Raw genomic sequence first — 26,647 nt, forward strand, 5'->3', positions numbered from 1 at the left:
TGAACCGTGTGAGGTCGTAGTAGGGTATCCATCGCACCGTGAGGTGCACGCCAGGTTGCCCGAGCGGCCAAAGGGAGCGGACTGTAAATCCGCCGGCATTGCCTTCAAAGGTTCGAATCCTTTACCTGGCACAACATGGTACGTCGAGTACCGCGAACCGCCCGTGGAGTGGAGACACTCCCCGGGCGGTTTTCGCGTGCGTGGGGTCGAGGCCTCAGCATCGGGTTGATGGGGGTAATGGTCAGGATGTGTGTCTGCCTCGGGCGCGTCATGACGAAGGCTCAGCCCGTCCCGACCTGCAGGCGACCGGGTCGTACGGGTCAAGTCCCGGGAAGCGGTGGCCTAGCGACTCTGCTGCCCGGCGCAATCCCTGCATTTCGGTCCGGTGACTGGCAGTGATCGGACCGAAATGCAGGGATTGCGCCGTGGTGTGGGGACGAGCTGCTTCGGGCTACCCGGAGTCAGCGGGAGCGGCCTCCATGGGCCGGCATGGCACGGGCCATGGCGGCTCCGCGGCTCAATAGCCCCCGATGAGCTATTCGAGCCCCATTCCTCTGTCTTGACCTGCCGAGGAGCGCCGGTCCCGGACACACATTCTGTCGTTTAATCCGCATCTGCCGCTTGGGGTGGGGCTGCCCGGGTAAGGTTGAGGCAGCAACCCCGGAGGACGGTGGAACCAACCTCCGGGGTTGCCCGGTCGCCCGGTACCGAGGAGGGCCGTCGGACGCGGCGAGCGGGGGAGGGGAGGCCGTACGAAGCCCGAGGATGCGGCGGTGGTGTTCCCCGGAGTGCTATTTATTCTCACTGACCTGCAGATTTGTGCAAGTAGGGTCGCTCTGGTTATTCTACTTCAGGCTTCGAGCGATGGAGCGGGAACAACCAAGGTTGTGCTCCGGTCCTGCTGCGTGAAGTACGCCCCCTTAGCTCAGTCGGTAGAGCGTTTCCATGGTAAGGAAAAGGTCGACAGTTCGATTCTGTCAGGGGGCTCAAGTCATTTCTAGGCGATATCCGGCTTGCCGGTCACAGCCGGATGAATGGCCCTGGCGGTGTAGCTCAGATGGTTAGAGCGCACGACTCATAATCGTGAGGTCCCGGGTTCGATCCCCGGCATCGCTACAACTGGACACCCCGCGGCACCGAGAGATCGGGCCGCGGGGTGTTTCGCTGTGCACGCTCCGTGCTCGCGGTCTCTCCGCGCTCTCCCGCCGGGCGTCCACCCACGGCCGCGTGCCGGATCCGTCCCGGCGCCGGCACGGAAAGGCCGGATCCGGCACGGCACGCGGGGTTGCGTCCAGCCCGAACCAGGACGCAACCCGGACGCGCCCCGGGCTCACCCCGGACGCGCCCCGGGCTCACCCCGGACGCGCCCGGCCCAGTTGTTGCCGGGGACGGGCTACTGATACACTGCTGCGGTGCCGTTGTTGCGGTACCGTCCGTGAGACGTCGACGTCTGCCCGAGTGGTAGGCTGAGATCCATCGCGAAGGGGCGTGGCTCAATTGGCAGAGCAGCGGTCTCCAAAACCGCAGGTTGCAGGTTCAAGTCCTGTCGCCCCTGCACATGCCCCGGGATGCCGGGCCGGTGGTTCGCCACCGACCCGGGGTCACCGGGGTCTTCCATATTCCGAGGAGCTGTAGATCACGTGAGTGACGAGAAGAACGATGAGGTCGGTTCCGCCGGTGGTCCGTTGCGCCCGTCAGGTAAGCGTCAGGTCAGCGGATACGGCGCCGCCCACGACCACGACAACGGCGTCTCCGCCAAGATCGCGGACGTCGAGGGGTCCAAGTCCGGCGGCAGCCGGATCCTGGCGTTCCCGCGGTCGGTGGGTTCCGAGGTCAAGAAGGTCATCTGGCCCACGGGCCGCGAGATGGTCACCTACTCCATCGTCACGATCGTCTTCCTCATCGTGATCACCGCGATCTGCACGGTCGTCGACCTGCTCACCGGTGAGGGTCTGGAGTTCATGTTCGGCCTCTGAGCGTGCTAGAATCTTCGTTGTAACCACCGCCTCCGCCTTCCGGCGAGGCGGATTTTTCATGCGGGGGACGGCAACGTGCCCGTCCGCCAGGCGTCAGTACCATCCGGGAGATGATCAACCCATGAGTGACGAGAACATCCACGACAGCAGCACCGCCGAGGGCCTCGCTGCGGCCGCGCACAACGACGTGCAGCAGGCCGTCAGCGAGCTCGGCGATACCGCGCCCGCCGCCGGCGCGGAGATCGACGGGGAGGACGGCTCGGCCGCCGCAGCGTCCTCCGCCGACGCGCCCGCCGAGCAGGCGCCCGAGGACGCGGCCATGGCCGCGTACCGCACCCGCCTGCGCGAATTCATGCGCGCGCTCAAGAAGCTCGACGGCGACTGGTACATCATCCAGTGCTACTCGGGCTACGAGAACAAGGTGAAGACCAACCTGGAGATGCGTGCGCAGACCCTGGGTGTCGACGAGCAGATCCACGAGGTCGTCGTCCCGATCGAGGAGATCACCGAGCTCAAGGACGGCAAGCGTAAGCGCGTCAAGCGCAAGCTGCTGCCGGGCTACGTCCTGGTGCGCATCGAGCTGGACGACGCGTCCTGGTCCGTCATCCGCGATACCCCGGGCGTGACGTCCTTCGTCGGCAACGAGGGCAAGCCCACCCCGGTGAAGATCCGTGAGGTCGCCAAGTTCCTCCTCCCGCCGGAGGCGGCCACCGCACCGACCAACGAGGAGGAGACCGACTCCGCCAGCAACGTCGACGTCAGCGACACCGGTGTCGCCATGGCCCCGACGCCGCTCGGCGAGCAGGTCGAGGTCGACTTCGAGGTCGGGGAGTCCGTCACCGTGCTGTCCGGTCCCTTCGCCTCGGTGTCCGCGACGATCTCCGAGATCGACGCCGCCAACAGCAAGCTCAAGGCCCTGGTCTCGATCTTCGGTCGCGAGACCCCGGTTGACCTGGCGTTTGACCAGGTCGAGAAGCTCAACTAGAGTTTGACCGTTGCTCTTCGTGAGCACGACAACATTCCACCCGGTGGCCGGTACACAGTCCGGCATCCGGACAGGTGCGTCCGGCCCCCGCCATAGGGCCGGCGGCGCCGCTCCCCGAGGGGGAAGCGGCACACCTGGTACCACGTGAAGAGGTGAACCATGGCTAAGAAGAAGAAAAAGGTCTCAGGCCTGATCAAGCTGCAGATCCAGGCTGGCGCCGCCAACCCGGCTCCGCCCGTGGGCCCGGCGCTCGGTGCGCACGGCGTCAACATCATGGAGTTCTGCAAGGCGTACAACGCCGCGACCGAGTCGCAGCGCGGCAACGTCATCCCGGTCGAGATCACGGTCTACGAGGACCGCTCCTTCGACTTCAAGCTGAAGACCCCGCCGGCAGCGAAACTGCTGCTGAAGGCCGCCGGCATCCAGAAGGGCTCCGGTGTCCCGCACACGGAGAAGGTCGGCCAGGTCAGCTGGGCCCAGTGCCGCGAGATCGCCCAGACCAAGTTCGAGGACATGAACTCCAACGACCTGGAGAACGGTGCACGCGTCATCGCCGGCACCGCCCGGTCGATGGGTATCGACGTCATCGACCAGCCGGCCAAGTAGTCAGCCGACTGCCGGTTCCACCCGTGGCAGGGCCACTTGCGGCCCGTCGACCACAATCCAACAACCACTGATTGGACCAGTACCATGAGCAAGAACTCCAAGGCGTACCGCGCCGCAGCAGAGAAGATCGACGCCGATCGTCTCTACTCCCCGATCGAGGCCCTGAAGCTGGCCAAGGAGACCTCCTCCAAGACGCACGACGCCACCGTCGACGTCGCCTTCCGCCTGGGTGTCGACCCGCGCAAGGCCGACCAGCTCGTCCGCGGCACCGTCTCCCTGCCCAACGGCACGGGTAAGAACGTCCGCGTCATCGTCTTCGCCGAGGGCCCCAACGCCACCGCCGCCGAGGAGGCCGGTGCCGAGGCCGTCGGAACCGCCGAGCTCATCGAGCGCATCCAGGGTGGTTGGACCGACTTCGATGCCGCGATCGCCACCCCGGACCAGATGGCCAAGGTCGGTCGCGTCGCCCGCGTCCTGGGCCCGCGTGGTCTGATGCCGAACCCGAAGACCGGTACCGTGACCACCGACGTGGCCAAGGCCGTCACCGAGATCAAGGGCGGTAAGATCTCCTTCCGCGTCGACAAGGCCGCGAACCTGCACGCCATGATCGGCAAGGCCTCCTTCGACGAGAAGGCGCTCGCCGAGAACTACGGCGCGCTGGTCGAGGAGCTCCTCCGCGTGAAGCCGTCCGCCGCCAAGGGCCGTTACATCAAGAAGGCCTCCGTCGCGACGACCAACAGCCCGGGCATCCAGGTTGACCCGACCGTCGTGAAGAACTTCGCCGGCGAAGAGGCCTAAGTCTCAGACTCCTCTTTCCGTCCCGCGTAGGACGCCGCCCCGTCCTCCCCGTACACCGGGGAGGACGGGGCGTTCTTCATGTCAGTACCCGCGTTGCAGGAGTTGCCCGAGGACGGGCACGACGCGGGCGACGACGTGCGGGTGCGCACGGCGGTAGGCGCCGTCCTCCCCGGAGTCGGAGTCCGACAGACGCTCGAGGATGAGGTCGAAGGAACGCGGCGAGTAGCAGATCGACAGGTGGTCGCTCCAGTCGCCGGAGTTGCCGTCGGACTGCACGCAGTGGTTGCGTACGCTCGCCCCCTCGCCGGGGGTGAGGAACTGGGTGCGCCACGGGGTGACGACCTCGTCGTAGCGCGTCCCGATCATGGTGTAGTCCACGCCCGGGACTGTGTGCCCGTCGCGGTTGATGTGGTTGATGACGTCGGAGTCCACGATCTGGTCCTCGGCGCAGCCACCCAGGACGCTGCGAACGATCCGGGAGACGTCCACCCGGCCGTGGAGGGCCTCGCGGAGCTTCGCGGTGAGCGTGCCGAGGCCCATCAGCGTGGTGCCGTTGCCGGAGCCGGCGAGCCCGATGATGTTGCGGATCTTGGGTTCGCCGCCGGCGAACCGGCCCTCGTGCTCGGTGACGAGCATGCGGGCCTGCGCGGAACCCTGTGAATGGCCGACCACGTCCACCTTCTCGGCGCCGGTCGCCTCCAGCACCCGGTCGATGAAACGGCCGATGTCCTCGGTGGCGTCGAGCAACGGTCCGCTGGCGAAACAGCAGCGGCGACGGCCCAGCAGGCTCTCGTCGTCGCCGCCGTAGTTGAGCGCGAAGACACGGTAGCCCCGTGCCACGAGCTTCGGTGCGATGTACGACCAGGTGCCGTAGGCGTTCATCCACGTGCCGTGGAGCAGCACGACGGGCACCGGGTGTTCCTCGGACATCGGTGTCTCCCAGTCGTTCACCCGGGAGGGGAGTGGGTCGTGTCGTCCCCACGAGCGGAGGAAGGCGGAGAGGAAGAACCGGTGGTCGGGGACGCCGGCGGACCGGGCTGCTCCGGCGGGGGAGGCGGCAGGGGAAGTCATGTCCACGAAACTACATCCCGGGGCGCTCCGCGGCCGGGATTTTGCGGTTCGTGTGTGCCGGTCTATAGTGACACGAGAAGTTTGATCGCGGGTACCCCCGCGAACGTTCAAGTTTCACCGGAGACCGTCGGTCGACGTCTCACCCGGGCAGCACCGGGGGAGTCGGACGAAGGACCATCACCGTCAAGGCGATGGCGACCCACGCAGGGAAACACGGAACACGCCGAGCGTCGGCGGACCCACGGGTCCGCGAGAATCGCTCCAAGCGCCCCGTGCCCTGTGGCACGGGGCGTCACTGTTTGTCACGGAGGGTCGTTCAGGACACCGTCTGGTCGCACCACCGACAGACATCAGGAAGGAGGCGAGAGTATGGCAAACGCAAAGAACACCGCATCGGTCGCGGAGCTCACCGCACGTTTCGAGAACGCCAGTGCCACCGTGCTTACCGAGTACCGTGGCCTGACCGTCGCTCAGACGACGGAGCTGCGCAAGGCCCTGGGTTCCGAGGTCACCTACTCCGTCGCCAAGAACACCATGATCAAGCTGGCTGCCAAGCAGGCCGGCGTCGAGATCGCTGATGAACTGCTCACCGGACCTACTGCCGTCGCCTTCATCCAGGGCGAGGCGGTTGACGCCGCCAAGGCGTTCAAGAAGTTCGGTGCGGATCACAGCGCCCTCGTGATCAAGGGCGGCAACATGGACGGCACTCCGCTGTCCGCTGCCCAGGTTGAGGCAATCGCCGAGCTGGACAACCGCGAGACCACCCTGGCCAAGCTGGCCGGCGCCCTGCAGGGCTCCCTCAGCAAGGCTGCCGGGCTGTTCAACGCCCCGGCTTCCCAGGTTGCACGGCTCACCGCCGCGCTCCAGGAGAAGAAGGAAGCTGCCTGATCTTTCAGGCTGCTTAACCCCCATACGTAACAAAACCTGTTCCCGGCCACGTCCGGTCGGGACGAAGAAAGGAAGCCGACATGGCTAAGTTCACCAACGACGAACTGCTCGAGGCCTTCAAGGAGATGACCCTGATCGAGCTCTCCGAGTTCGTCAAGCTCTTCGAGGACACCTTCGACGTCACCGCTGCCGCCCCGGTCGCCGCTGCTGCCGCTCCGGCCGCTGCTGCTGCCGAGGAGGAGGAGAAGGACGAGTTCGACGTCGTTCTCGAGGATGCCGGCGCCAAGAAGATCGGCGTGATCAAGGTTGTCCGCGAGCTCGTCTCCGGCCTGGGCCTGAAGGAGGCCAAGGAGCTCGTCGAGGGCGCACCGAAGGCTCTGCTCGAGGGTGCATCCAAGGATGACGCCGAGGCTGCCAAGACCAAGCTCGAGGAGGCCGGCGCCAAGGTTTCCCTCAAGTAGGAGAAACCCGGCTCACGCCGCTTTCACCACGACCCCCGTCAGGGACGTCCACGAGACGTTCCCGGCGGGGGTTGTGTCATGTGTACTCCCGGACACGTCGACCACTACGATGGTCCGCATGCTTCCGAGATCACGTGTCACCGCAGTCCTCGTCCTGGGACTGGGGTGTCTCCTCCTCGTCCTCGGCCTCGCGCTGCCGGTCCTCGTGCCGCCGGAGCGTCCCGTGCCCCTGGAACTCAGCGAGACGCAGCTGACGCTGCAGGACGACGAGGCACGCGTCGGGACGTCCTATCTCGGTGACGGCGACGAGCCGGTCACCGCGCCGGTGACGAAGACCTACGCCGTGACGCTGGGGGAGCCGGCGGACGACGACGCGGCCGCGACGACCGTCGGCGTCACCTCCGTGCGCGACGACCTCGAGGGCGGCGACGCCCTGCTGGACGCCGAGGTCTGGAGCTACCGGATCGACCGCATGAGTGGCGCGTCGCTGGGGGACGCGAAGGTCGCGGACACGCCGGGGACGCCTGCGGTGGCGAGCGAGGTCACCGGCCAGTGGCTGACGTTCCCGCGCGACACGGCGCAGGAGGAGTACCCGGTCTTCGACAACCTGCTGCGTCGCGAGGTGCCCGCCCAGTTCGTCCAGACCGAGGACGTCGACGGCTTGGAGGTCTACGTCTTCCGGCAGGACTTCGACGCCGAGCCGGTGCGTCAGGCGAACCCGGGCTACTACCGGTCGACGTCGACGACGCCGGACGGGGCGTCCTCCTCGCTGTACCGCAACGGCTACAAGGAGTTCCGCGTGGAGCCGGGCAGCGGCATGATCGTCTCGGTCACCGAGGACATCCAGGACGTCTACGTGCCGGACGCGCCGGCGCAGGACGGTGAGGGGGAGGCTGCCGCAGGCGAGGCTGGCGAGGCTGCAGCCCCGGAACTGCTGAGTTCCTTCAACGGGTCGACCCCGGGCGCGGAGCGCGACGACCTGCTGCGACAGGCGGCGGATCTGGGGCAGGACCGTCCCACGCGCGGTTGGGGTATTGTGCTGACCGTCACGGGTGCTATCGTGGCACTCGGTTCGGCGGTGGTGGCCTTGCGGCCACAGCGCGCCCAGCGGTCTGGGACGTCAGGGTCGTCGGAGTAGCCGGGTCGTCGTCGGAGACGACCGACCGGCCGCGGGTGGGTGAACCGGGTGTGTCGCAGGGGTGGACATACGCCTACGGGTGATATACGATCGATCGTTGCGCTGGATTGACGTCCGGTGATGTTGCGACAACAGCAGGACACGACCTTGATGAGTGAAGGCATGGAGGGGATCGACATGGTCACGGCACGGCGGAACGCCAGGGTGCCAGACCGCGCCGGTCCGGTCCGGACCGGTGACTTGACAAGGTCCATCAACTGTTTCCGGACCAAGGTTCGCAACTGACCCGGTCACCGCCAATCCCCACAGAACCCCACAGATTTCCACAGACCACCGCAGACCGTACGCTCATAGCAACCGTGTCGGCCACCGCCCAGGAACCCGTCCCCTCGGATCCAGGCGACCGGCAGGCACGTGAGGTGCTGGAAGGACCCCATCTTGGCAGTCTCCCGCCTGACCAGTTCCACCCCGGGAATTCCCGGAGCTTCGCAACGTCACTCGTTCGCGAAGATCGACGCCCCGATCGAGGTTCCCGGTCTTCTCGACATCCAGAGGGACTCTTTCGCCTGGCTCGTCGGCACGCCGCAGTGGCGCGCCCGCAAGCAGGCTGAGGCCGGGGAGGGCGTTCGCATCACCTCCGGTCTCGAGGACATCCTCGAAGAGCTGTCCCCTGTCGAGGACTACTCCGAGAACATGTCCCTGGTCCTGTCCGAGCCGCGCTTCGACGACGTGAAGAACACCGTCGACGAGTGCAAGGACAAGGACATCAACTACTCGGCTCCGCTGTACGTCACCGCGGAGTTCACCAACGCCACCTCCGGTGAGATCAAGAGCCAGACCGTCTTCATCGGCGATTTCCCGATGATGACGGACAAGGGCACCTTCATCATCAACGGCACCGAGCGTGTCGTGGTCTCGCAGCTCGTCCGCTCCCCGGGCGTGTACTTCGACGAGTCCATCGATCCCGGTACCGAGCGTCCGCTGCACTCCGTGAAGGTCATCCCCTCGCGTGGTGCATGGCTGGAGTTCGACGTCGACAAGCGCGACACCATCGGTGTGCGCATCGACCGCAAGCGTCGTCAGCCGGTCACCGTGCTGCTGAAGGCCCTGGGTCTCAGCGCCGAGGAGATCACCGAGCGTTTCGGTTTCTCCGAGATCATGATGTCCACCCTCGAGAAGGACGGCGTCGCAAACACCGACGAGGCCCTGCTGGAGATCTACCGCAAGCAGCGTCCCGGTGAGTCGCCCACGCGCGACTCCGCGCAGGCACTGCTGGAGAACAGCTTCTTCAACTCCCGTCGCTACGACCTGGCGAAGGTGGGCCGCTACAAGGTCAACCGCAAGCTGGGCCTGGGCACCGGCGGCGAGGGTCCCATGACCCTCACCGAGCAGGACATCCTGACCACCATCGAGTACCTGGTGCGTCTGCACTCCGGCGAGCGCGACATGACCTCCCCGGACTCCGTGGAGATCCCGCTGGGCACCGACGACATCGACCACTTCGGCAACCGTCGTGTGCGTACCGTCGGCGAGCTGATCCAGAACCAGATCCGCGTGGGCCTGTCCCGCATGGAGCGCGTCGTGCGCGAGCGCATGACCACGCAGGACGCGGAGTCGATCACCCCGACCTCGCTGATCAACGTGCGTCCGGTCTCCGCCGCGATCCGCGAGTTCTTCGGCACCTCCCAGATGTCGCAGTTCATGGACCAGAACAACTCCCTGTCGGGTCTGACGAACAAGCGTCGTCTGTCCGCCCTGGGCCCCGGTGGTCTGTCGCGTGAGCGCGCCGGCCTCGAGGTGCGAGACGTGCACCCGTCCCACTACGGCCGCATGTGCCCGATCGAGACCCCTGAGGGTCCGAACATCGGTCTGATCGGTTCCCTGGCGTCCTACGCCCGCGTGAACCCCTTCGGCTTCATCGAGACTCCTTACCGTCGTGTCGAGAACGGTCAGATCACGGACGTGGTCGACTACCTCACCGCCGATGAGGAGGACCGCCACATCATCGCCCAGGCGAACACCCCGTACAACGCGGACAAGCAGTTCACCGAGGAGCAGATCGAGGTCCGTCTGCGTGGCGGCGACGTCGAGGTCGTCCCGGTCGACAAGGTCGACTACATGGACGTCTCGCCGCGTCAGATGGTCTCCGTGGCCACCGCCATGATTCCGTTCCTGGAGCACGACGACGCCAACCGTGCCCTCATGGGTGCGAACATGCAGCGTCAGGCCGTGCCGCTCCTGCGTGCCGAGGCCCCCTTCGTGGGTACCGGTATGGAGCAGCGCGCCGCCTACGACGCCGGCGACGTCATCGTCTCCCCGAAGGCCGGCGCCGTGGAGTTCGTCTCCGCCGACTACGTCACCATCATGGACGACGACGGCGTGCGCGACACCTACATGCTGCGCAAGTTCGAGCGCACCAACCAGGGCACCTGCTACAACCAGAAGCCGCTGGTCAGCCAGGGCGACCGCGTCGAGGCCGGCCAGGCCATCGCCGACGGCCCCGGCACCGACAACGGTGAGATGGCGCTGGGCCGCAACCTGCTGGTCGCCATCATGCCGTGGGAGGGTCACAACTACGAGGACGCCATCATCCTCAACCAGCGCATGGTTGAGCAGGACATCCTCACCTCGATCCACATCGAGGAGCACGAGATCGACGCCCGCGACACCAAGCTCGGGCCGGAGGAGATCACCCGCGACATCCCCAACGTGGGTGAGGACGTGCTCGCCGACCTGGACGAGCGCGGCATCGTGCGCATCGGTGCGGACGTCCGCGACGGCGACATCCTCGTCGGTAAGGTCACGCCCAAAGGCGAGACCGAGCTGACCCCGGAGGAGCGCCTGCTGCGCGCCATCTTCGGTGAGAAGGCCCGCGAGGTCCGCGACACCTCCATGAAGGTGCCCCACGGCGAGACCGGCAAGGTCATCGGCGTGCGCGTCTTCTCCCGCGAGGACGACGACGACCTGTCGCCCGGTGTCAACGAGATGGTCCGCGTGTACGTGGCGCAGAAGCGCAAGATCCAGGACGGCGACAAGCTCGCCGGCCGCCACGGCAACAAGGGTGTCGTCGGTAAGATCCTGCCCGCCGAGGACATGCCGTTCCTGCCGGACGGCACCCCGGTCGACATCATGCTGAACACCCACGGTGTTCCCCGTCGTATGAACATCGGTCAGGTCCTGGAGACCCACCTCGGCTGGCTAGCCAAGAACGGCTGGGCGGTCGACATCGACTCCGAGGACGAGACCGTCAAGGCCATGCTGGAGACCCTCCCGGAGGATCTCTACGACGTGCCGGCCGACTCGTTGACCGCCACCCCGGTGTTCGACGGTGCCTCCAACGAGGAGCTCTCCGGCCTGATGAAGTCGGTGCGTCCGAACCGTGACGGCATCCGCCTCACGGACGGCGACGGCAAGGCCGAGCTCATCGACGGTCGCTCCGGCGAGCCGTTCCCGTACCCGGTCTCCGTGGGCTACATGTACATGCTCAAGCTGCACCACCTCGTGGACGAGAAGATCCACGCGCGTTCCACCGGTCCGTACTCCATGATCACCCAGCAGCCGCTCGGTGGTAAGGCGCAGTTCGGTGGCCAGCGCTTCGGTGAGATGGAGGTGTGGGCCATGCAGGCGTACGGCGCGGCCTACACCCTGCAGGAGCTGCTCACCATCAAGTCGGACGACGTCGTGGGCCGTGTGAAGGTGTACGAGGCCATCGTCAAGGGCGAGAACATCCCGGACCCGGGTATCCCGGAGTCCTTCAAGGTTCTGCTCAAGGAGCTGCAGTCGCTGTGCCTCAACGTCGAGGTGCTCGCGGCCGACGGTTCCCCGATGGAGCTCAGCTCCACGGACGACGACGAGCTCGACCACGCCAACGCCGCCCTGGGCATCAACCTGTCCCGCGACGAGCGTCCGGACGCCGACAGCGACGTGGGCTAGCCCCCACCACCAGACAACGACCTTTTTTCACTGCACCACCCGTACTACCGCCCTCCGTATGAAGACGGAGGGGAAAGGGAGTCCACGTGCTGGACGTCAACTTCTTTGACGAACTGCGTATCGGTCTCGCGACCGCCGACGACATTCGTCGTTGGTCCCACGGCGAGGTCAAGAAGCCGGAGACCATCAACTACCGCACCCTGAAGCCCGAGAAGGACGGTCTGTTCTGCGAGCGGATCTTCGGGCCCACCCGTGACTGGGAGTGTGCCTGCGGCAAGTACAAGCGAGTCCGTTACAAGGGCATCATCTGTGAGCGCTGTGGTGTCGAGGTGACGAAGTCCAAGGTGCGCCGTGAGCGCATGGGCCACGTCGAGCTCGCCGCCCCGGTCACGCACATCTGGTACTTCAAGGGTGTGCCCTCCCGTCTGGGCTACCTGCTGGACCTGGCTCCGAAGGATCTCGAGAAGATCATCTACTTCGCGGCCAACATCATCACCTCCGTGGATGAGGAAGGTCGCCACAACGACCAGACCACCCTCGAGGCCGAGATGCTGGTGGAGAAGAAGGAGGTCGAGAACGAGCGCGACGCCGATCTGGCCGAGCGTTCCGAGAAGCTCGAGGCCGACCTGGCCGAGCTCGAGGCCGCCGGTGCCAAGGCCGACGCCAAGCGCAAGGTCCAGACCTCCGCCGAGCGCGAGATGCGCCACATCCGTGAGCGCGCCGAGCGCGAGGTCGAGCGTCTCGACGAGATCTGGAACACCTTCGTCAAGCTCGCCCCGAAGCAGATGATCGTGGACGAGGGCATCTACACCGAGCTCGTCGACCGCTACGAGGACTACTTCACCGGCGGCATGGGCGCGGAGTCCATCCAGACCCTCATCCGCTCCTTCGACCTCGAGGCCGAGGCCGAGAAGCTGCGCGAGATCATCCGCGACGGCAAGGGCCAGAAGAAGCTGCGCGCCCTCAAGCGCCTGAAGGTCGTCGCCGCGTTCCTGCGTTCCGGCAACGACCCGGCCGGCATGGTCCTGGACGCTGTCCCGGTGATCCCGCCGGAGCTGCGCCCGATGGTGCAGCTCGACGGTGGCCGCTTCGCGACCTCCGACCTCAACGACCTCTACCGTCGTGTGATCAACCGCAACAACCGCCTGAAGCGCATGCTGGACCTCGGTGCACCCGAGATCATCGTGAACAACGAGAAGCGCATGCTGCAGGAGTCCGTCGACGCGCTCTTCGACAACGGCCGCCGCGGCCGCCCGGTCACGGGCCCCGGCAACCGTCCGCTGAAGTCGCTGTCCGACCTGCTCAAGGGCAAGCAGGGCCGCTTCCGTCAGAACCTGCTCGGTAAGCGTGTCGACTACTCCGGTCGTTCGGTGATCATCGTCGGTCCGCAGCTGAAGCTGCACCAGTGTGGTCTGCCCAAGCAGATGGCCCTGGAGCTCTTCAAGCCGTTCGTGATGAAGCGCCTGGTCGAGAAGTCCTACGCGCAGAACATCAAGTCCGCCAAGCGGATGGTCGAGCGTCAGCGTCCCGAGGTGTGGGACGTGCTCGAGGACGCCATCGCCGAGCACCCGGTGATGCTGAACCGTGCGCCCACCCTGCACCGCCTGGGTATCCAGGCCTTCGAGCCGGTGCTCGTCGAGGGTAAGGCCATCCAGCTGCACCCGCTGGCCTGTGAGGCCTTCAACGCCGACTTCGACGGCGACCAGATGGCTGTGCACCTGCCGCTGTCCGACGAGGCCCAGGCCGAGGCCCGCATCCTGATGCTCGCCTCGAACAACATCCTGTCCCCGGCGTCCGGTAAGCCCCTGGCCATGCCGCGTCTGGACATGGTCACCGGCCTGTACTTCCTGACGCTGCAGAAGTCCGTGGACGAGATCGGCGGCCAGGGTGCCTACACCCCGGCCGACGAGAACGGTCCCGAGCGGGGCGTGTACTCCACCCTCGCCGAGGCCATCATGGCCCGCGACCGTGGCGTCCTGGGTCTGCAGGCCCCGATCAAGGTCCGCATCGACCACCTGCGTCCGCCGGCGGATGTCGAGGCCGAGCGTTTCCCCGACGGTTGGCAGAAGGGGGAGGTGTGGCTCGCCCACACCACCCTCGGCCGCGTGCTCTTCAACGACCTGCTGCCGTGGAACTACCCCTTCGTCGACGACGTCATGGCCAAGAAGCCGCAGGCCGCGGTCATCAACGACCTCGCCGCGAAGTACCCGATGATCACGGTCGCCCAGACCGTGGACAAGCTCAAGGACGCCGGTTTCTACTGGGCGACCCGTTCCGGCGTGACCATCACCATGCACGACGTGCTGGTACTGCCGAACAAGAAGGAGATCCTCGACCGTTACGAGGAGCGTGCCCGCGTCATCGAGAAGAAGATGGCTCGCGGCAAGATCAACGCGACGGAGCGGTACAACTCCCTAGTCGACCTGTGGAAGGAAGCCACCGACTTCGTCGGTGAGTCCGTCGAGCAGCTCTACCCGGACGACAACCCGATCCCGATGATCGTGAAGTCCGGCGCGGCCGGCAACATGCGTCAGATCTGGACGCTGGCCGGTATGAAGGGCATGGTCACGAACTCGCGTGGTGACTACATCACGCGTCCGATCAAGACCTCCTTCCGTGAGGGCCTGTCGGTGCTGGAGTACTTCAACAACTCCCACGGTTCGCGTAAGGGCCTGGCCGATACCGCGCTGCGTACCGCCGACTCGGGTTACCTGACCCGTCGTCTGGTGGATGTCGCGCAGGACGTCATCGTCCGCGAGGACGACTGCACCACGTCCAAGGGCGTCACCATCCCGCTGGCGGAGGCTGTGCCGGACGCCGAGGGCAACCCGACCGGGAAGTTCCGTCGTGCGGAGTTCGTCGAGACCGCGGCCACCGGCCGTTTCCTCGCCGCCGACGCCGTGGACCCCGAGGGCAACGTCGTCATCCCGGCCGGCCAGGACCTGGGCGACCCGGAGATCCAGCAGCTCGTCGACGCCGGTGTCGCTACCCTTAAGGTCCGCTCCGTGATGACCTGTGACACCGCCACCGGTGTCTGCGCGACCTGCTACGGACGTTCCATGGCAACCGGTAAGAAGGTTGACATCGGTGAGGCCGTGGGTATCGTCGCCGCGCAGTCCATCGGTGAGCCGGGTACCCAGCTGACCATGCGTACGTTCCACCAGGGTGGTGTCGGTGGAGACATCACCGGCGGTCTGCCCCGTGTCCAGGAGCTGTTCGAGGCCCGCGTCCCGAAGGCCAAGGCGCCCATCGCCTCGGTCGACGGCAAGGTGCGGATCGAGGACGACGACAACTTCTACACCCTGACCATCATCCCGGCCGACGGCTCGGACGAGGTCGTGTACGAGAAGCTGTCCAAGCGTCAGGGTCTGGCCGTCATCAAGGTCGGCGACTTCGAGCGCCAGATCAAGCAGGGCGACTCGGTCTCCCGCGGTCAGCAGCTGCTCAAGGGTTCCGCTGACCCGCACGAGGTGCTCCGCGTGATGGGTCGCCGTGGCGTCCAGCAGCACCTGATCAACGAGGTCCAGAAGGTCTACCGTGACCAGGGTGTGGCCATCCACGACAAGCACATCGAGATCATCGTGCGTCAGATGCTGCGCCGCGTGACGGTCATCGACTCCGGCTCGACCGAGTACCTGCCCGGTTCTCTCGTCGACCACGCCGACGCCGTGTCCGCCTCCAAGGCTGCGGTGCAGACCGGTGGACGTCCGGTGGAGGTGCGTGCCGAGATCATGGGTATCACCAAGGCCTCGCTGGCCACCGACTCCTGGCTGTCGGCCGCCTCCTTCCAGGAGACGACCCGTGTGCTGACGGACGCTGCGATCAACAAGCGTTCGGACAAGCTCATCGGCCTCAAGGAGAACGTGATCATCGGTAAGCTGATCCCGGCCGGTACCGGTATCTCCAAGTACCGCAACATCGCGGTGGAGCCGACCGAGGAGGCCCGCGCGGCCGCCTACCAGCTGCCGTCCACATTCGGTGACGGTTTCTACGGTGACGACTCCTACGGTGAGTTCACCGGCGCTGCCGTCCCGCTGGACGACATCGACCTGAACTAGCAGGTGCCCGGTGGCCTAACGCCGCCGGCCCACCCGCGAAGCAGAGCAAAGCCCGGTCCCCTTTCAAAGGGGGCCGGGTCTTCGTCGTTCGTGGGGGAGGGGCGGTCGCGGGGTCCATACCTGATACGTACGTACCAGTGCGCGTCCAGGGGCGATGAATTGAAGCGGCGGGGAGGCGCTCGCGGGCCTGTGGCCGGGAACGATGTCTGGTACGGCTGTATAGTACGGATCTCGGCGGGGGCCCGGGTGCGGCGGGGGCGGGGATTTGGTGGTATGTGGCGTGTCGGGTAGTGTCAGGCCACAGTCCCAGTTATCAGGACGCGTCTGCCGGTTCTTCCGGTCGGATATGAACTTCTACCCCGTAGGCCAGCGAGAGCGGCTGAGGGGTTTCGGCACGTTCAAAACAAAGACGCGACTGACACAGCAGGGAAATGATCTCGAAGAAGGTCTCGTCCGACCACGAGCGTCCACCGGCATCAGCACCGGGAGAGCCCGGGGCACGGCAGGACACGAACAAGCAGAAAGTCGGTTTATGCCTACTATCCAGCAGCTGGTCCGAAAGGGCCGCCACGACAAGTCTGTCAAGACTGCCACGGCTGCGCTGAAGGGCTCGCCCCAGCGTCGTGGCGTGTGCACCCGCGTGTACACCACCACCCCGAAGAAGCCGAACTCGGCTCTTCGTAAGGTCGCCCGTGTGCGACTGACCTCCGGCATCGAGGTCTCCGCCTACATCCCCGGTGAGGGCCACAACCTCCAGGAGCACTCCATGGTGCTCGTCCGTGGTGGTCGTGTGAAGGACCTCCCGGGTGTCCGCTACAAGATCGTCCGCGGCTCCCTCGATACCCAGGGTGTCAAGGACCGCAAGCAGGCCCGTTCCCGCTACGGCGCCAAGAAGGAGAAGTAGAATGCCGCGTAAAGGTCCCGCACCCGCACGTCCCGTCGTCAAGGATCCGGTCTACGACGACGTCATCGTCTCCCAGCTCGTGAACAAGGTTCTGCTGGACGGCAAGAAGTCCACCGCCGAGCGCATCGTCTACGGTGCCCTCGAGGCCTGCCGCGACAAGACCGGTACCGACCCGGTCCTCACGCTGATGAAGGCCCTCGACAACGTGAAGCCGGCCCTCGAGGTCCGCTCCCGTCGCGTCGGTGGCGCCACCTACCAGGTCCCGGTCGAGGTCCGTCCCGGTCGCTCCACCACCCTGGCCCTGCGCTGGCTCGTCACCTTCACCCGTCAGCGCCGCGAGAACACGATGACCGAGCGTCTCGCCAACGAGATCCTGGATGCGTCCAACGGTCTCGGCGCCTCGGTCAAGCGTCGCGAGGACACCCACAAGATGGCCGAGGCCAACCGCGCCTTCGCCCACTACCGCTGGTGATCTGAGAGGAGTCACCCCCGGGTGACTCCTCCCGGCCGGCGTGGAACCTGCGTGGTCGCCCGGTCGATGGCACAATCATCTACGACATTCCAACAACACCGAGGGAATAGACTGTGGCACAAGAAGTGCAGAAGGACCTGAAGAAGGTCCGCAACATCGGCATCATGGCGCACATCGATGCTGGTAAGACCACGACGACCGAGCGCATCCTCTACTACACCGGCATCAACCGCAAGGTTGGCGAGACGCACGACGGTGCCTCCACCACTGACTGGATGGAGCAGGAGAAGGAGCGTGGCATCACGATCACCTCCGCCGCCGTCACCTGTTTTTGGGATGAGAACCAGGTCAACATCATCGACACGCCCGGCCACGTCGACTTCACCGTCGAGGTCGAGCGCTCCCTGCGCGTCCTCGACGGCGCCGTCGCCGTCTTCGACGGCAAGGAGGGCGTCGAGCCCCAGTCGGAGCAGGTCTGGCGTCAGGCCGACAAGTACGACGTCCCCCGCATCTGCTTCGTCAACAAGATGGACAAGCTGGGCGCGGACTTCGACTTCACCGTTCAGACCATCATCGACCGCCTCGGTGCGAAGCCGTTGGTCATGCAGCTCCCGATCGGCGTCGAGGACGACTTCGACGGCGTCGTCGACCTGCTGACCATGAAGGCCATCACCTGGCGCGGCCGCGTCGAGGTCGGCGCTGAGCCGACCTACGAGGAGATCCCCGCCGATCTCGCCGACAAGGCCGCCGAGTACCGCGAGAAGCTCCTCGAGTCCGTCGCCGAGTCCGACGAGGCACTCATGGAGAAGTACTTCGCGGGCGAGGAGCTCTCCCTCGAGGAGATCAAGGCTGCCATCCGCAAGCTGACGATCAACTCCGAGATCTACCCCGTGCTCTGTGGTACCGCGTACCACAACAAGGGCATCCAGCCGGTGCTGGACGCGGTCATCGACTACCTCCCGTCCCCGCTGGACGTCGAGAACATCCAGGGCCACAAGCCGGGCCACGACGACGTCGAGATGTCCCGCAAGCCCAACGACGACGAGCCCTTCTCCGCTCTCGCCTTCAAGATCGCCGCTCACCCGTTCTTCGGCAAGCTCACCTTCGTGCGCGTCTACTCGGGCAACGTCGAGCCGGGCCAGCAGGTCCTCAACGCCGTCACCGGTAAGAAGGAGCGCGTTGGCAAGCTCTTCCAGATGCACGCCAACAAGGAGAACCCGGTCGACAAGGCCCACGCCGGTAACATCTACGCGATGATCGGTCTCAAGGAGACCACCACCGGTGACACGCTCTGCGACATCAACGACCCGATCCTCCTGGAGTCCATGGACTTCCCGGACCCGGTCATCAAGGTCTCCATCGAGCCGAAGACCAAGTCGGACCAGGAGAAGCTGGGTGTCGCCATCCAGCGCCTGACCGAAGAGGACCCGACCTTCACCGTCAACCTCGACGACGAGACCGGCCAGACCATCATCGGTGGTATGGGCGAGCTGCACCTCGACGTCTTCGTCGACCGCATGAAGCGCGAGTTCAAGGTCGAGGCCAACGTGGGTGCCCCGCAGGTCGCGTACCGCGAGACCATCCGCAAGCCCGTCGAGAAGATCGAGTTCACCCACAAGAAGCAGACCGGTGGTTCCGGTCAGTTCGCTAAGGTGATCATCGCCCTCGAGCCGTACAACCCGGATCCCGAGGAGCTGGAGGAGGGCGAGGACGCGAACTACAAGTTCGTCAACGCCGTCACCGGTGGCCGCATCCCCCGTGAGTACATCCCCTCGGTGGACGCCGGCATCCAGGACGCCATGCAGTACGGCTACCTGGCGGGCTTCCCGCTGGTCGACATCAAGGCCACCCTGATCGACGGTCAGTACCACGACGTCGACTCCTCGGAGATGGCGTTCAAGATCGCCGGTTCCCAGGCCCTGAAGGAAGGCGTCGCCAAGGCGAAGCCGGTCCTGCTCGAGCCCCTGATGGCTGTCGAGGTCACCACCCCTGAGGAGTTCATGGGTGAGGTCATCGGCGACATCAACTCCCGTCGTGGCCAGGTCTCGGCCATGGAGGACCGCTCCGGCGCCAAGGTCGTCAAGGGCAAGGTCCCGCTGTCCGAGATGTTCGGCTACGTCGGCGACCTGCGGTCCAAGACCCAGGGTCGTGCGAACTACACCATGATCTTCGACTCCTACGGTGAGGTTCCCTCCTCCGTGGCGACCGAGATCATCGCGGAGCGCACGGGCAACGCCTAGTTCTCCGCCGCCTCCCTCGGCCCCGGCCGAAGGACGCGACCTCGTCCTCCCCGCGGACGGCGGCCCAGCCTCCGGCTGGTGACACCGGCCATCCTCGGGGGAGGGTAGGGGTCAGCACCCGGTATCCTCGTAACCTGCCGTCACCACGCGGTTTTCGCTGCGGCGCAGGTTGCAGTAGGATGCAGAGTGCTGGCCGTTACCCAGCACCTGCGTGTAGGCAGGAAGCCCTTTCAATCCCGCCGTTCCGGTGCGGGGATGTCACGGCCGCCAACGCGCTGTACGATGCTGTAATCGGCACAATGAAAGACCCGGTGTTCCGGCTGCTGCACCAGCAGTGGACCCGGTACCGGAGTACATAATCCCCGTGGCTGCGAGAGTCGTAGTCACCGAAGAGTCCAGGAGGACACCACAGTGGCGAAGGCTAAGTTCGAGCGTACTAAGCCGCACGTTAACATCGGCACCATCGGTCACGTCGACCACGGCAAGACCACGACGACTGCCGCTATCACGAAGGTTCTGGCTGACACCTACCCGGAGCTCAACCAGGCCTTCGCATTCGACGCCATCGACAAGGCGCCGGAGGAGCGTGAGCGTGGCATCACGATCAACATCTCCCACGTGGAGTACCAGACCGAGAAGCGCCACTACGCACACGTGGATGCGCCGGGTCACGCCGACTACATCAAGAACATGATCACCGGTGCTGCTCAGATGGACGGTGCGATCCTCGTCGTCGCCGCCACTGACGGCCCGATGCCGCAGACCCGCGAGCACGTTCTGCTGGCTCGCCAGGTTGGCGTTCCCTACATCCTCGTTGCGCTGAACAAGTGCGACATGGTTGACGATGAGGACCTCATCGAGCTCGTCGAGATGGAGGTCCGTGAGCTCCTGGGCGAGCAGGACTACGACGAAGAGGCCCCGATCGTCCAGATCTCCGCTCTGAAGGCGCTCGAGGGCGACCCGAAGTGGACCCAGGCGATCGTCGACCTCATGCAGGCCTGCGACGACTCCATCCCGGATCCGGAGCGCGAGACCGACAAGCCGTTCTTGATGCCCGTCGAGGACATCTTCACGATCACCGGCCGCGGCACCGTGGTTACCGGTCGTGTCGAGCGTGGCGAGCTGAACCTGAACGACGAGATCGAGATCATCGGCATCCGCGAGAAGTCCACCAAGACCACGGTGACTTCCATCGAGATGTTCAACAAGCTGCTGGATTCGGCTGAGGCCGGCGACAACGCCGCCCTGCTGCTCCGCGGTCTGAAGCGCGAGGACGTCGAGCGCGGTCAGGTCATCGCCAAGCCCGGTGCCTACACCCCGCACACCGAGTTCGAGGGCTCCGTCTACATCCTGTCCAAGGATGAGGGCGGCCGCCACACCCCGTTCTTCGACAACTACCGCCCGCAGTTCTACTTCCGCACCACCGACGTCACCGGCGTCGTGAAGCTGCCGGAGGGCACCGAGATGGTCATGCCCGGCGACAACGTCGACATGAGCGTCACCCTGATCCAGCCGGTCGCCATGGACGAGGGCCTGCGGTTCGCCATCCGTGAGGGTGGCCGCACCGTCGGCGCCGGCCGTGTCACCAAGATCAACAAGTAGTTTGATCTGACCTGACAGGGTCCGTCCCCGCGCTCCGGCGCGATGGACGGCACTGAGGACTGCCCCCACCCGTGTTCGCACGGGAGGGGGCAGTCCTTTTTGCATGCCCGGTCCTCCTCCGCGTTCCCCCGTCAGGCGTAGGGGAGTGGCCATGCAGTGCGATCACCCTTCCAAACAGGGAAACGGGCCGATTGGCTGCCTGGAAGGGTGGTTATTCCGCACGGCCCCACCGCGCCCCGCAGGACCTCCCCGCCCCACGGCCCGCTGCCAATATCCTGGCAACCCGCAACCCCCCAAGCCAGCGGTGAACGCCATTGTCCGCTGATACGCTGCGCAGATGTCGTCCCGGTGTCCGTGGCGGGACAGTTGTGTCAATACTGCGCGCATGTGGCAAATGACATAGATAGGTCTGGTATACGTGAAGCAAGGGTAGGGTATGCTGTTGCCGCCGTCGCTTATGGCGGTATACCCTCACACCCTTTTAGGAGGACGTCGTGCTACCCGCGATTGCACCTTACCCGTTGCCCGCCGCCGATTCCCTGCCGCGGAATCGCGCGGACTGGCAGCTTGATGCCCCTCACGCAGCTCTGCTGATCCATGACATGCAGGAGTATTTCATCGACGCGTTCGGCGAGGACTCGCCGATGGTCGCCACCGTCATCGACAACATCCGTCGGCTCCGCGAGGCCGCGGACGCCGCCGGTGTCCCGGTGTTCTACACCGCTCAGCCGCCGAACCAGGACCCCTCCGACCGCGGGCTCCTCGGTGACTTCTGGGGCCCCGGCCTCACCGACGACGGCCGCCAGGCGATCGTGGGCGACCTCGCCCCGCGTGAGGCGGACACGGTGCTCACCAAGTGGCGCTACGACGCCTTCTCCCGCTCGGACTTCGAGGACATGCTCGCCGGCGACGGCCGCGACCAGCTCATCATCGTCGGCGTGTACGCCCACATCGGTTGCCTGACAACGGCGACCTCCGCGTTCATGCGAGACGTCAAGCCTTTCCTGGTCGCCGACGCGATGGCGGACTTCACCCCGGAGGACCACCGGCACACCCTGGACTTCGCCGCGTCGCGGTGCGGCCTCGTCACGGACACGGCGTCGGTCGTCGACGGGCTCACCCAGTTCGCACGTCCGGCGGCTGCGGTCGGGGCGCGTGGTTGAGTTGTCCCATGTCTTTGTCACGGGCGCGGCGGGCGGTATCGGTAACGCCGTCGTGACCCGACTTCTGGAGGCCGGTCACACGGTTTCCGCGGCCGACGTGTCCCACGACGCGGGTGTCATCCGTGTGCGGACGCAACTGCCGGGCGTCCTCCACCAGGTGGGGTTGGACGTCTCGGACTCCGACCAGGTCGCGACGATCGTCGAGGACGTGTGGTCCTCGGTCGGCCCGGTGGACGCCCTCGTCAACGGTGCCGGCGTGATCGCCGGCGGACCGGGTGAGGAGACCAGCGACGAGGACTGGGACCGCCAGTTCGCCGTCAACGCCTTCGGCGTCTTCGCCCTGTGCCGCACGCTGGGCCCGCGGATGGCGGAGCGCGGCGGCGGCTCGATCGTCACCATCGGGTCCAACGCCGGCTCGGTGCCGCGCTCCAGGATGGTCGCCTATGCGGCGTCCAAGGCGGCGGCCAGCAGCGTGACGAGGTCCTTCGGCCTTGAGCTGGGGCCCCGTGGCGTGCGGTGTAACGTTGTCTGCCCGGGCACCACCCGCACGTCGATGATCGACGGTCTCGGCTCGGAGGAGTCGTTGGTCGCCGGTCAGCCCGAGTTGTTCAAGTCGGGCATTCCGCTGGGGCGAATCGCCGATCCGTCGGACATCGCCTCGGTCGTCGTCTTTCTCACCGGTGACGGTTCCCGTCACATGACCCTCCAGGAGGTGGTCGTCGATGGTGGTGCCAGCCAGCGTTGACCCGCGTACCGATGACATGTTGTTCGACTTCTCCACGCCGGAGTACCGGCTGTCGGCCCGGGGCGTGAAGCAGGTCGTGGACCCGTCGGTGTGGGACGGCGACAGTGTCGCCGACGCCGTCGAGTCCCTGCTCGTGCACCTGGGCAACGAGGGGCCGGTCGTCGGGTGCATCCCCTTCGACACCGGACGTCCCGCGGTCCTCTACGTGCCCGAGGAGGTCACCTGGCGGGAGGGTTCCGTCGGTGACACGGCCCAGGAGACGGCCCAGGACGCGGCGCAGGACGCTGCGACGGCGGCGAACGCCGCCGCAGAACCCCTGTCGCTGCCGGATTCGCCCGGCTACCGTCGCGCGGTGGCCAGCGCCGTGGAGCGGATCGAGGCCGAGGAGCTCAAGAAGGTCGTCCTCGCCCGGACGGCGTCGCTGGAGGCGGAGCAGGACTTCGACCTCGACCGGCTCGTCGCCGACCTCGGTGCGGCGAACCCGCACGCCTACATCTACCGAGCCGCCCTCGGTGAGTCGCAGGGTTCGCTGGTGGGGGCGAGCCCGGAGCTCGTCCTGCGCAGCCGGCGCGGTGCGGTCACGAGTTTCCCGCTGGCGGGTTCGGTGCCGCGGGACCGTCAGCACCCGGAGCGTGACCGGGACCTGACCCGCAACCTCCTGACCTCGCCGAAGGACCGCGCCGAGCACGGCCACGTGGTCAACCAGGTGGGGGAGGTGTTCCACCGTCACGCGAACAACGTGGTGGTGCCGGAGGCGCCGAGTGTGGTGTCCACCCCGGTGATCCTGCACCTGGGCAGTCGGATCACCGGCCGGTTGCCGGGGGTCGGTTCGCCGGCGTCGGTGATGAAGATGCTCTACGACCTGCACCCCACACCCGCCGTCTGCGGCTGGCCCACGGCGACCGCCCGTGAGCTCATCGGGGAGCTGGAGGACTTCGACCGCGGTATGTACTCCGGTCTGGTCGGCTGGGTGGACGCCAACGGCAACGCCGAGTGGGCGTTGTCGTTGCGCGGCGGCGTCGTCGACGGCCCCCGGGCGCAGCTCTTCGCCGGGGCCGGCATCGTCGCCGGTTCCGTGCCGGAGGAGGAACACCGGGAGACGGCGACGAAGTTCGCCACCTTCGCGCGCGTCCTGCAGAACCAGCAGCGTCGCGCCGTCAGTGTCTAGACAATAGGAAAGCCTGGCCTAAGGGGTCGGAATGTGTCATGATCCCCTCATGACGTCCTTCCCGCACCCCTCAGCCACCGTTCCCAACCGCCACGCCCGCCGACGCGCGGCGTCCGGCGTCCTCGCCGCGGCCCTGCTCCTCGCGGTGCCCGCATGCAGCACCGACGGGGAGGACGGCTCCAACTCCGACTCGGTCACCGACGTGGCCGACGGGGACGTGCGCACGGTGACGGATTCCGAGGGCAACGAGGTGGAGGTCCCGGCGGACCCGCAGACCATCGTCACCCTGCACTTCGCCGCCGTGCAGGCACTCCTGGACCTGGGGACCGAACCCGCCGGCCAGAACGGCACGGCCACCAGGTCCCTGCTGACCGAGGAGCAGTTCGAGCGGATGAAGGACGTTCCGGACATCGGCCGGGACGGCCAGGCGGACCTCGAGGCCGTCGCGGCGCTGGAGCCTGACCTGATCCTCGTGCCGAACATGGTGGACGAGGAGATCGTGGAGAAGCTGCGGGAACTCGCTCCGTCCTACATCTACACGCACGCCGGGCCCGAGCGGGCGGACTGGTCCGGCCGGGTGGCGCAGATCGCCGACGCGGTCAACCGCACCGACCGCTACGAGGAGCTCGAGGAGGATCTGCGAGCCCGTCAGGAGGACGTCGCCGATGCCTACGGTGATGAGCTGGCCGACCGGCGGGTGGCCTTCTTCGCCTCCTACGACGACCAGGAGATCACCGCGATGGGCTCCGGCAGCATGGCCGGCGAGATCATCACGCCGGCGGGTGCCCGGTTCGCCGACGGCATCGACGACGCCACCCGCGACGCCGACGGTTGGGAGCAGGAGATGTCGGCGGAGAACCTCAGCTCGGTGCTCGGCGACGCGGACCTCGTCTTCTACGCGACGGGGTTCGACGGCTCGACGACCGACTCCCTCGACACACTGATGGAGTCGACCGCCTTCCGTGACCTCGAGGCCTCCCGGCAGGGGGAGGTCCACCCGCTCGGCAAGGGGACCATCGCCGGATTCACCGACGCCTTCGACGTCCTCGACAACCTCGAGGACGCCGTCGAGGACTCCTCCGCCAACTGACCCGGGAGGGGTATGCTGGCCGTCCATGCGACTGTGGAGCCTTGACCCCTCGATCCTCGACCGTGCCGCACTCGTGGCCTGCTGGCGCGAGGCGTTGCTGGCGCAGAAGGTGCTGGAAGGCGGGACGCGGGGTTACACCGCGCACCCGCAGCTCAGGAGGTTCCGCGCGCAGGACGCCCCGACCGAGGCTATCGCCGCCTACCTGTGGGCCCTGCGCGAGGAGGCCACGGCACGGGGCTACCGCTTCGACGGCACCCGGATCCACGGCACGGCGACGCCGGACGACCTCACACCGGTCCCCGTCACCGGCGGGCAGCTCGCCTACGAGCTCGAGCACCTGCGTCGTAAGGTGACCGAGCGTGCGCCGGAGTGGCTGGACAACCTGCCGGACGCGAGCCTCCCGGACGACGAGATCCCCGCCCACCCGCTGTTGCGGGTCGTGGCGGGGGAGGTCGAGGACTGGGAGGTGGTCAGCGACCCCCGGCGGTAGCGTTCTCGTGTTCCGGGTTCACCGCGGAGACCACGTTCTTCTCCGCCCGCGGGTCCAGGGGCACGATGTTCGGCGTCCCGGTGACCGGGTCGGGGACCACCAGGGCGCGCAGTCCGAAGACCTCCTCGACGAGCTCGGGGGTCATCACGTCCTGCGGGGCGCCGGTCGTCACGATCCGCCCGTCGCGCATCACGATGAGGTGCCCGGCGTAACGGCAGGCCTGGTTGAGGTCGTGCAGCACGGTGACCACGGTCTTGCCGTCGTCGTGGAAGGTGCGCAGCAGCTCCATCAGCTCGTACTGGTGGGCGATGTCCAGGAATGTCGTCGGCTCGTCGAGCAGCATGATCGGGGTCTGCTGGGCCAGCAGCATCGCCACCCACACGCGCTGGCGCTGACCGCCGGAGAGTTCGGAGACGAGACGGCCTGACAGCACGTCGGTGCGGGTGGCCTCCAGGGCCTCCTTCACCGCCTGCTCGTCCTCACGCGACCACTGGTGGAACAGCGACTGGTAGGGGGCGCGCCCGGGGGCGACGAGGTCGGCGACGCGGATGCCCTCGGGTGCCAGGGAGGTCTGCGGGAGCAGTCCGAGCTGGCGGGCGACGTCCTTCGCCCCGTAGGACGAGATCTTCTTGTCGTCCAGCAGGACCTCGCCCTTCGCCGGGGTCAGGACGCGGGCGAGTGCGCGCAGCAGGGTGGACTTGCCGCAGCCGTTGGGACCGATGATGGCGGTGAACGACTCGTGCGGGATATCCACCGAGAGGTCGGTGGAGATGATCCGCTGGTCGTAACCGATGGTGGCGTCGACGGCCTTCAGGCGGGTCGAGGGGCCGTGCGTTGAGTCAGTCATTCCATGTTCCCG

20 protein-coding genes and 4 tRNA genes are annotated in these 26,647 nt (G+C 66.5%); 22 read left to right on the top strand and 2 right to left on the bottom strand.

The window, feature by feature from the left end; all coding sequences use genetic code 11:
* Positions 1–49 precede the first annotated feature (49 nt).
* The 8 genes from ACT3S3_RS04640 to rplA all read left to right on the top strand — a co-directional run bounded on the left by ACT3S3_RS04640 (position 50) and on the right by rplA (position 4,365).
* Positions 50–131, top strand: a tRNA-Tyr gene (locus ACT3S3_RS04640).
* A 783-nt stretch (positions 132–914) separates the two neighbouring features.
* Positions 915–987 (top strand) — tRNA-Thr (locus ACT3S3_RS04645).
* A gap of 55 nt (positions 988–1,042) precedes the next feature.
* Positions 1,043–1,116 (top strand) — tRNA-Met (locus tag ACT3S3_RS04650).
* 366 nt (positions 1,117–1,482) lie between these two features.
* Positions 1,483–1,555: transfer RNA gene (locus ACT3S3_RS04655), tRNA-Trp, on the top strand.
* Between the two features lie 85 nt (positions 1,556–1,640).
* Positions 1,641–1,976 carry a preprotein translocase subunit SecE gene (gene secE / locus ACT3S3_RS04660; RefSeq protein ID WP_301442994.1) on the top strand — a complete coding sequence of 112 codons (336 nt, stop codon included), beginning with the start codon at positions 1,641–1,643 and terminating at the stop codon, positions 1,974–1,976.
* 121 nt (positions 1,977–2,097) lie between these two features.
* Positions 2,098–2,961 carry a transcription termination/antitermination protein NusG gene (gene nusG, locus ACT3S3_RS04665; protein WP_301442995.1) on the top strand — a complete coding sequence of 288 codons (864 nt, stop codon included), beginning with the start codon at positions 2,098–2,100 and terminating at the stop codon, positions 2,959–2,961.
* A gap of 159 nt (positions 2,962–3,120) precedes the next feature.
* Positions 3,121–3,567 (top strand): 50S ribosomal protein L11, encoded by a 447-nt coding sequence (gene rplK, locus ACT3S3_RS04670; RefSeq protein WP_301442996.1) that lies wholly within the window; start codon positions 3,121–3,123, stop codon positions 3,565–3,567.
* An 84-nt stretch (positions 3,568–3,651) separates the two neighbouring features.
* Positions 3,652–4,365 (top strand): 50S ribosomal protein L1, encoded by a 714-nt coding sequence (rplA, locus tag ACT3S3_RS04675; RefSeq protein ID WP_301442997.1) that lies wholly within the window; start codon positions 3,652–3,654, stop codon positions 4,363–4,365.
* Positions 4,366–4,446: 81 nt separating this feature from the next.
* Here the strand turns inward: rplA and ACT3S3_RS04680 are convergent, their stop codons facing one another.
* The gene (locus ACT3S3_RS04680; protein ID WP_301442998.1) at positions 4,447–5,436 is read right to left on the bottom strand and encodes an esterase/lipase family protein; all 990 of its coding nucleotides are present in this window, start codon (positions 5,434–5,436) and stop codon (positions 4,447–4,449) included.
* Positions 5,437–5,805: 369 nt separating this feature from the next.
* On the opposite strand from ACT3S3_RS04680, the gene rplJ reads away from it, so the two are divergent.
* The 14 genes from rplJ (at position 5,806) to ACT3S3_RS04750 (ending at position 25,788) form a co-directional block, all read left to right on the top strand.
* Complete coding sequence (gene rplJ / locus ACT3S3_RS04685; RefSeq protein WP_301442999.1) at positions 5,806–6,324, top strand: 50S ribosomal protein L10; 519 nt, start codon at positions 5,806–5,808, stop codon at positions 6,322–6,324.
* An 80-nt stretch (positions 6,325–6,404) separates the two neighbouring features.
* Positions 6,405–6,785, top strand: a complete 381-nt coding sequence (rplL, locus tag ACT3S3_RS04690) for a 50S ribosomal protein L7/L12 (protein ID WP_301443000.1) — start codon at positions 6,405–6,407, stop codon at positions 6,783–6,785.
* A 118-nt stretch (positions 6,786–6,903) separates the two neighbouring features.
* Positions 6,904–7,923, top strand: a complete 1,020-nt coding sequence (locus tag ACT3S3_RS04695; RefSeq protein ID WP_441578934.1) for a DUF3068 domain-containing protein — start codon at positions 6,904–6,906, stop codon at positions 7,921–7,923.
* Positions 7,924–8,337: 414 nt separating this feature from the next.
* Entirely contained in the window at positions 8,338–11,856 is a 3,519-nt protein-coding gene (gene rpoB, locus ACT3S3_RS04700; protein ID WP_444626355.1) for a DNA-directed RNA polymerase subunit beta, read from the top strand.
* A gap of 86 nt (positions 11,857–11,942) precedes the next feature.
* Entirely contained in the window at positions 11,943–15,914 is a 3,972-nt protein-coding gene (locus ACT3S3_RS04705; protein ID WP_444614790.1) for a DNA-directed RNA polymerase subunit beta', read from the top strand.
* 532 nt (positions 15,915–16,446) lie between these two features.
* Entirely contained in the window at positions 16,447–16,818 is a 372-nt protein-coding gene (gene rpsL / locus ACT3S3_RS04710) for a 30S ribosomal protein S12 (RefSeq protein WP_444614789.1), read from the top strand.
* Between the two features lies 1 nt (position 16,819).
* Positions 16,820–17,290, top strand: a complete 471-nt coding sequence (gene rpsG / locus ACT3S3_RS04715; protein ID WP_444614788.1) for a 30S ribosomal protein S7 — start codon at positions 16,820–16,822, stop codon at positions 17,288–17,290.
* 113 nt (positions 17,291–17,403) lie between these two features.
* A complete protein-coding gene (fusA, locus tag ACT3S3_RS04720) occupies positions 17,404–19,530 on the top strand; it encodes an elongation factor G (RefSeq protein ID WP_444614787.1) in 2,127 nt (708 codons plus the stop codon).
* A gap of 411 nt (positions 19,531–19,941) precedes the next feature.
* A complete protein-coding gene (tuf, locus tag ACT3S3_RS04725; RefSeq protein ID WP_444614786.1) occupies positions 19,942–21,132 on the top strand; it encodes an elongation factor Tu in 1,191 nt (396 codons plus the stop codon).
* Positions 21,133–21,626: 494 nt separating this feature from the next.
* Positions 21,627–22,295, top strand: coding sequence for an isochorismatase family protein (locus ACT3S3_RS04730; RefSeq protein ID WP_301444270.1), 669 nt, complete (start codon positions 21,627–21,629; stop codon positions 22,293–22,295).
* Complete coding sequence (locus ACT3S3_RS04735) at positions 22,288–23,040, top strand: SDR family oxidoreductase (protein ID WP_301444271.1); 753 nt, start codon at positions 22,288–22,290, stop codon at positions 23,038–23,040. Before ACT3S3_RS04730 ends, ACT3S3_RS04735 begins: the two co-directional genes overlap by 8 nt.
* The gene (locus tag ACT3S3_RS04740) at positions 23,018–24,208 is read left to right on the top strand and encodes an isochorismate synthase (RefSeq protein WP_441579566.1); all 1,191 of its coding nucleotides are present in this window, start codon (positions 23,018–23,020) and stop codon (positions 24,206–24,208) included. The genes ACT3S3_RS04735 and ACT3S3_RS04740 overlap by 23 nt, the downstream gene beginning before the upstream one ends.
* A 49-nt stretch (positions 24,209–24,257) precedes the next feature.
* A complete protein-coding gene (locus ACT3S3_RS04745; RefSeq protein ID WP_441579567.1) occupies positions 24,258–25,298 on the top strand; it encodes an ABC transporter substrate-binding protein in 1,041 nt (346 codons plus the stop codon).
* A gap of 25 nt (positions 25,299–25,323) precedes the next feature.
* Entirely contained in the window at positions 25,324–25,788 is a 465-nt protein-coding gene (locus tag ACT3S3_RS04750; protein WP_301443995.1) for a pyrimidine dimer DNA glycosylase/endonuclease V, read from the top strand.
* Here the strand turns inward: ACT3S3_RS04750 and ACT3S3_RS04755 are convergent.
* Positions 25,769–26,635 carry an ABC transporter ATP-binding protein gene (locus ACT3S3_RS04755; protein ID WP_301443996.1) on the bottom strand — a complete coding sequence of 289 codons (867 nt, stop codon included), beginning with the start codon at positions 26,633–26,635 and terminating at the stop codon, positions 25,769–25,771. The genes ACT3S3_RS04750 and ACT3S3_RS04755 overlap by 20 nt on opposite strands.
* Positions 26,636–26,647 lie beyond the last annotated feature (12 nt).

It is taken from the genome of Corynebacterium sp. AOP40-4SA-5 (genome assembly GCF_052377355.1).
Classification (GTDB): Bacteria; Actinomycetota; Actinomycetes; order Mycobacteriales; family Mycobacteriaceae; genus Corynebacterium.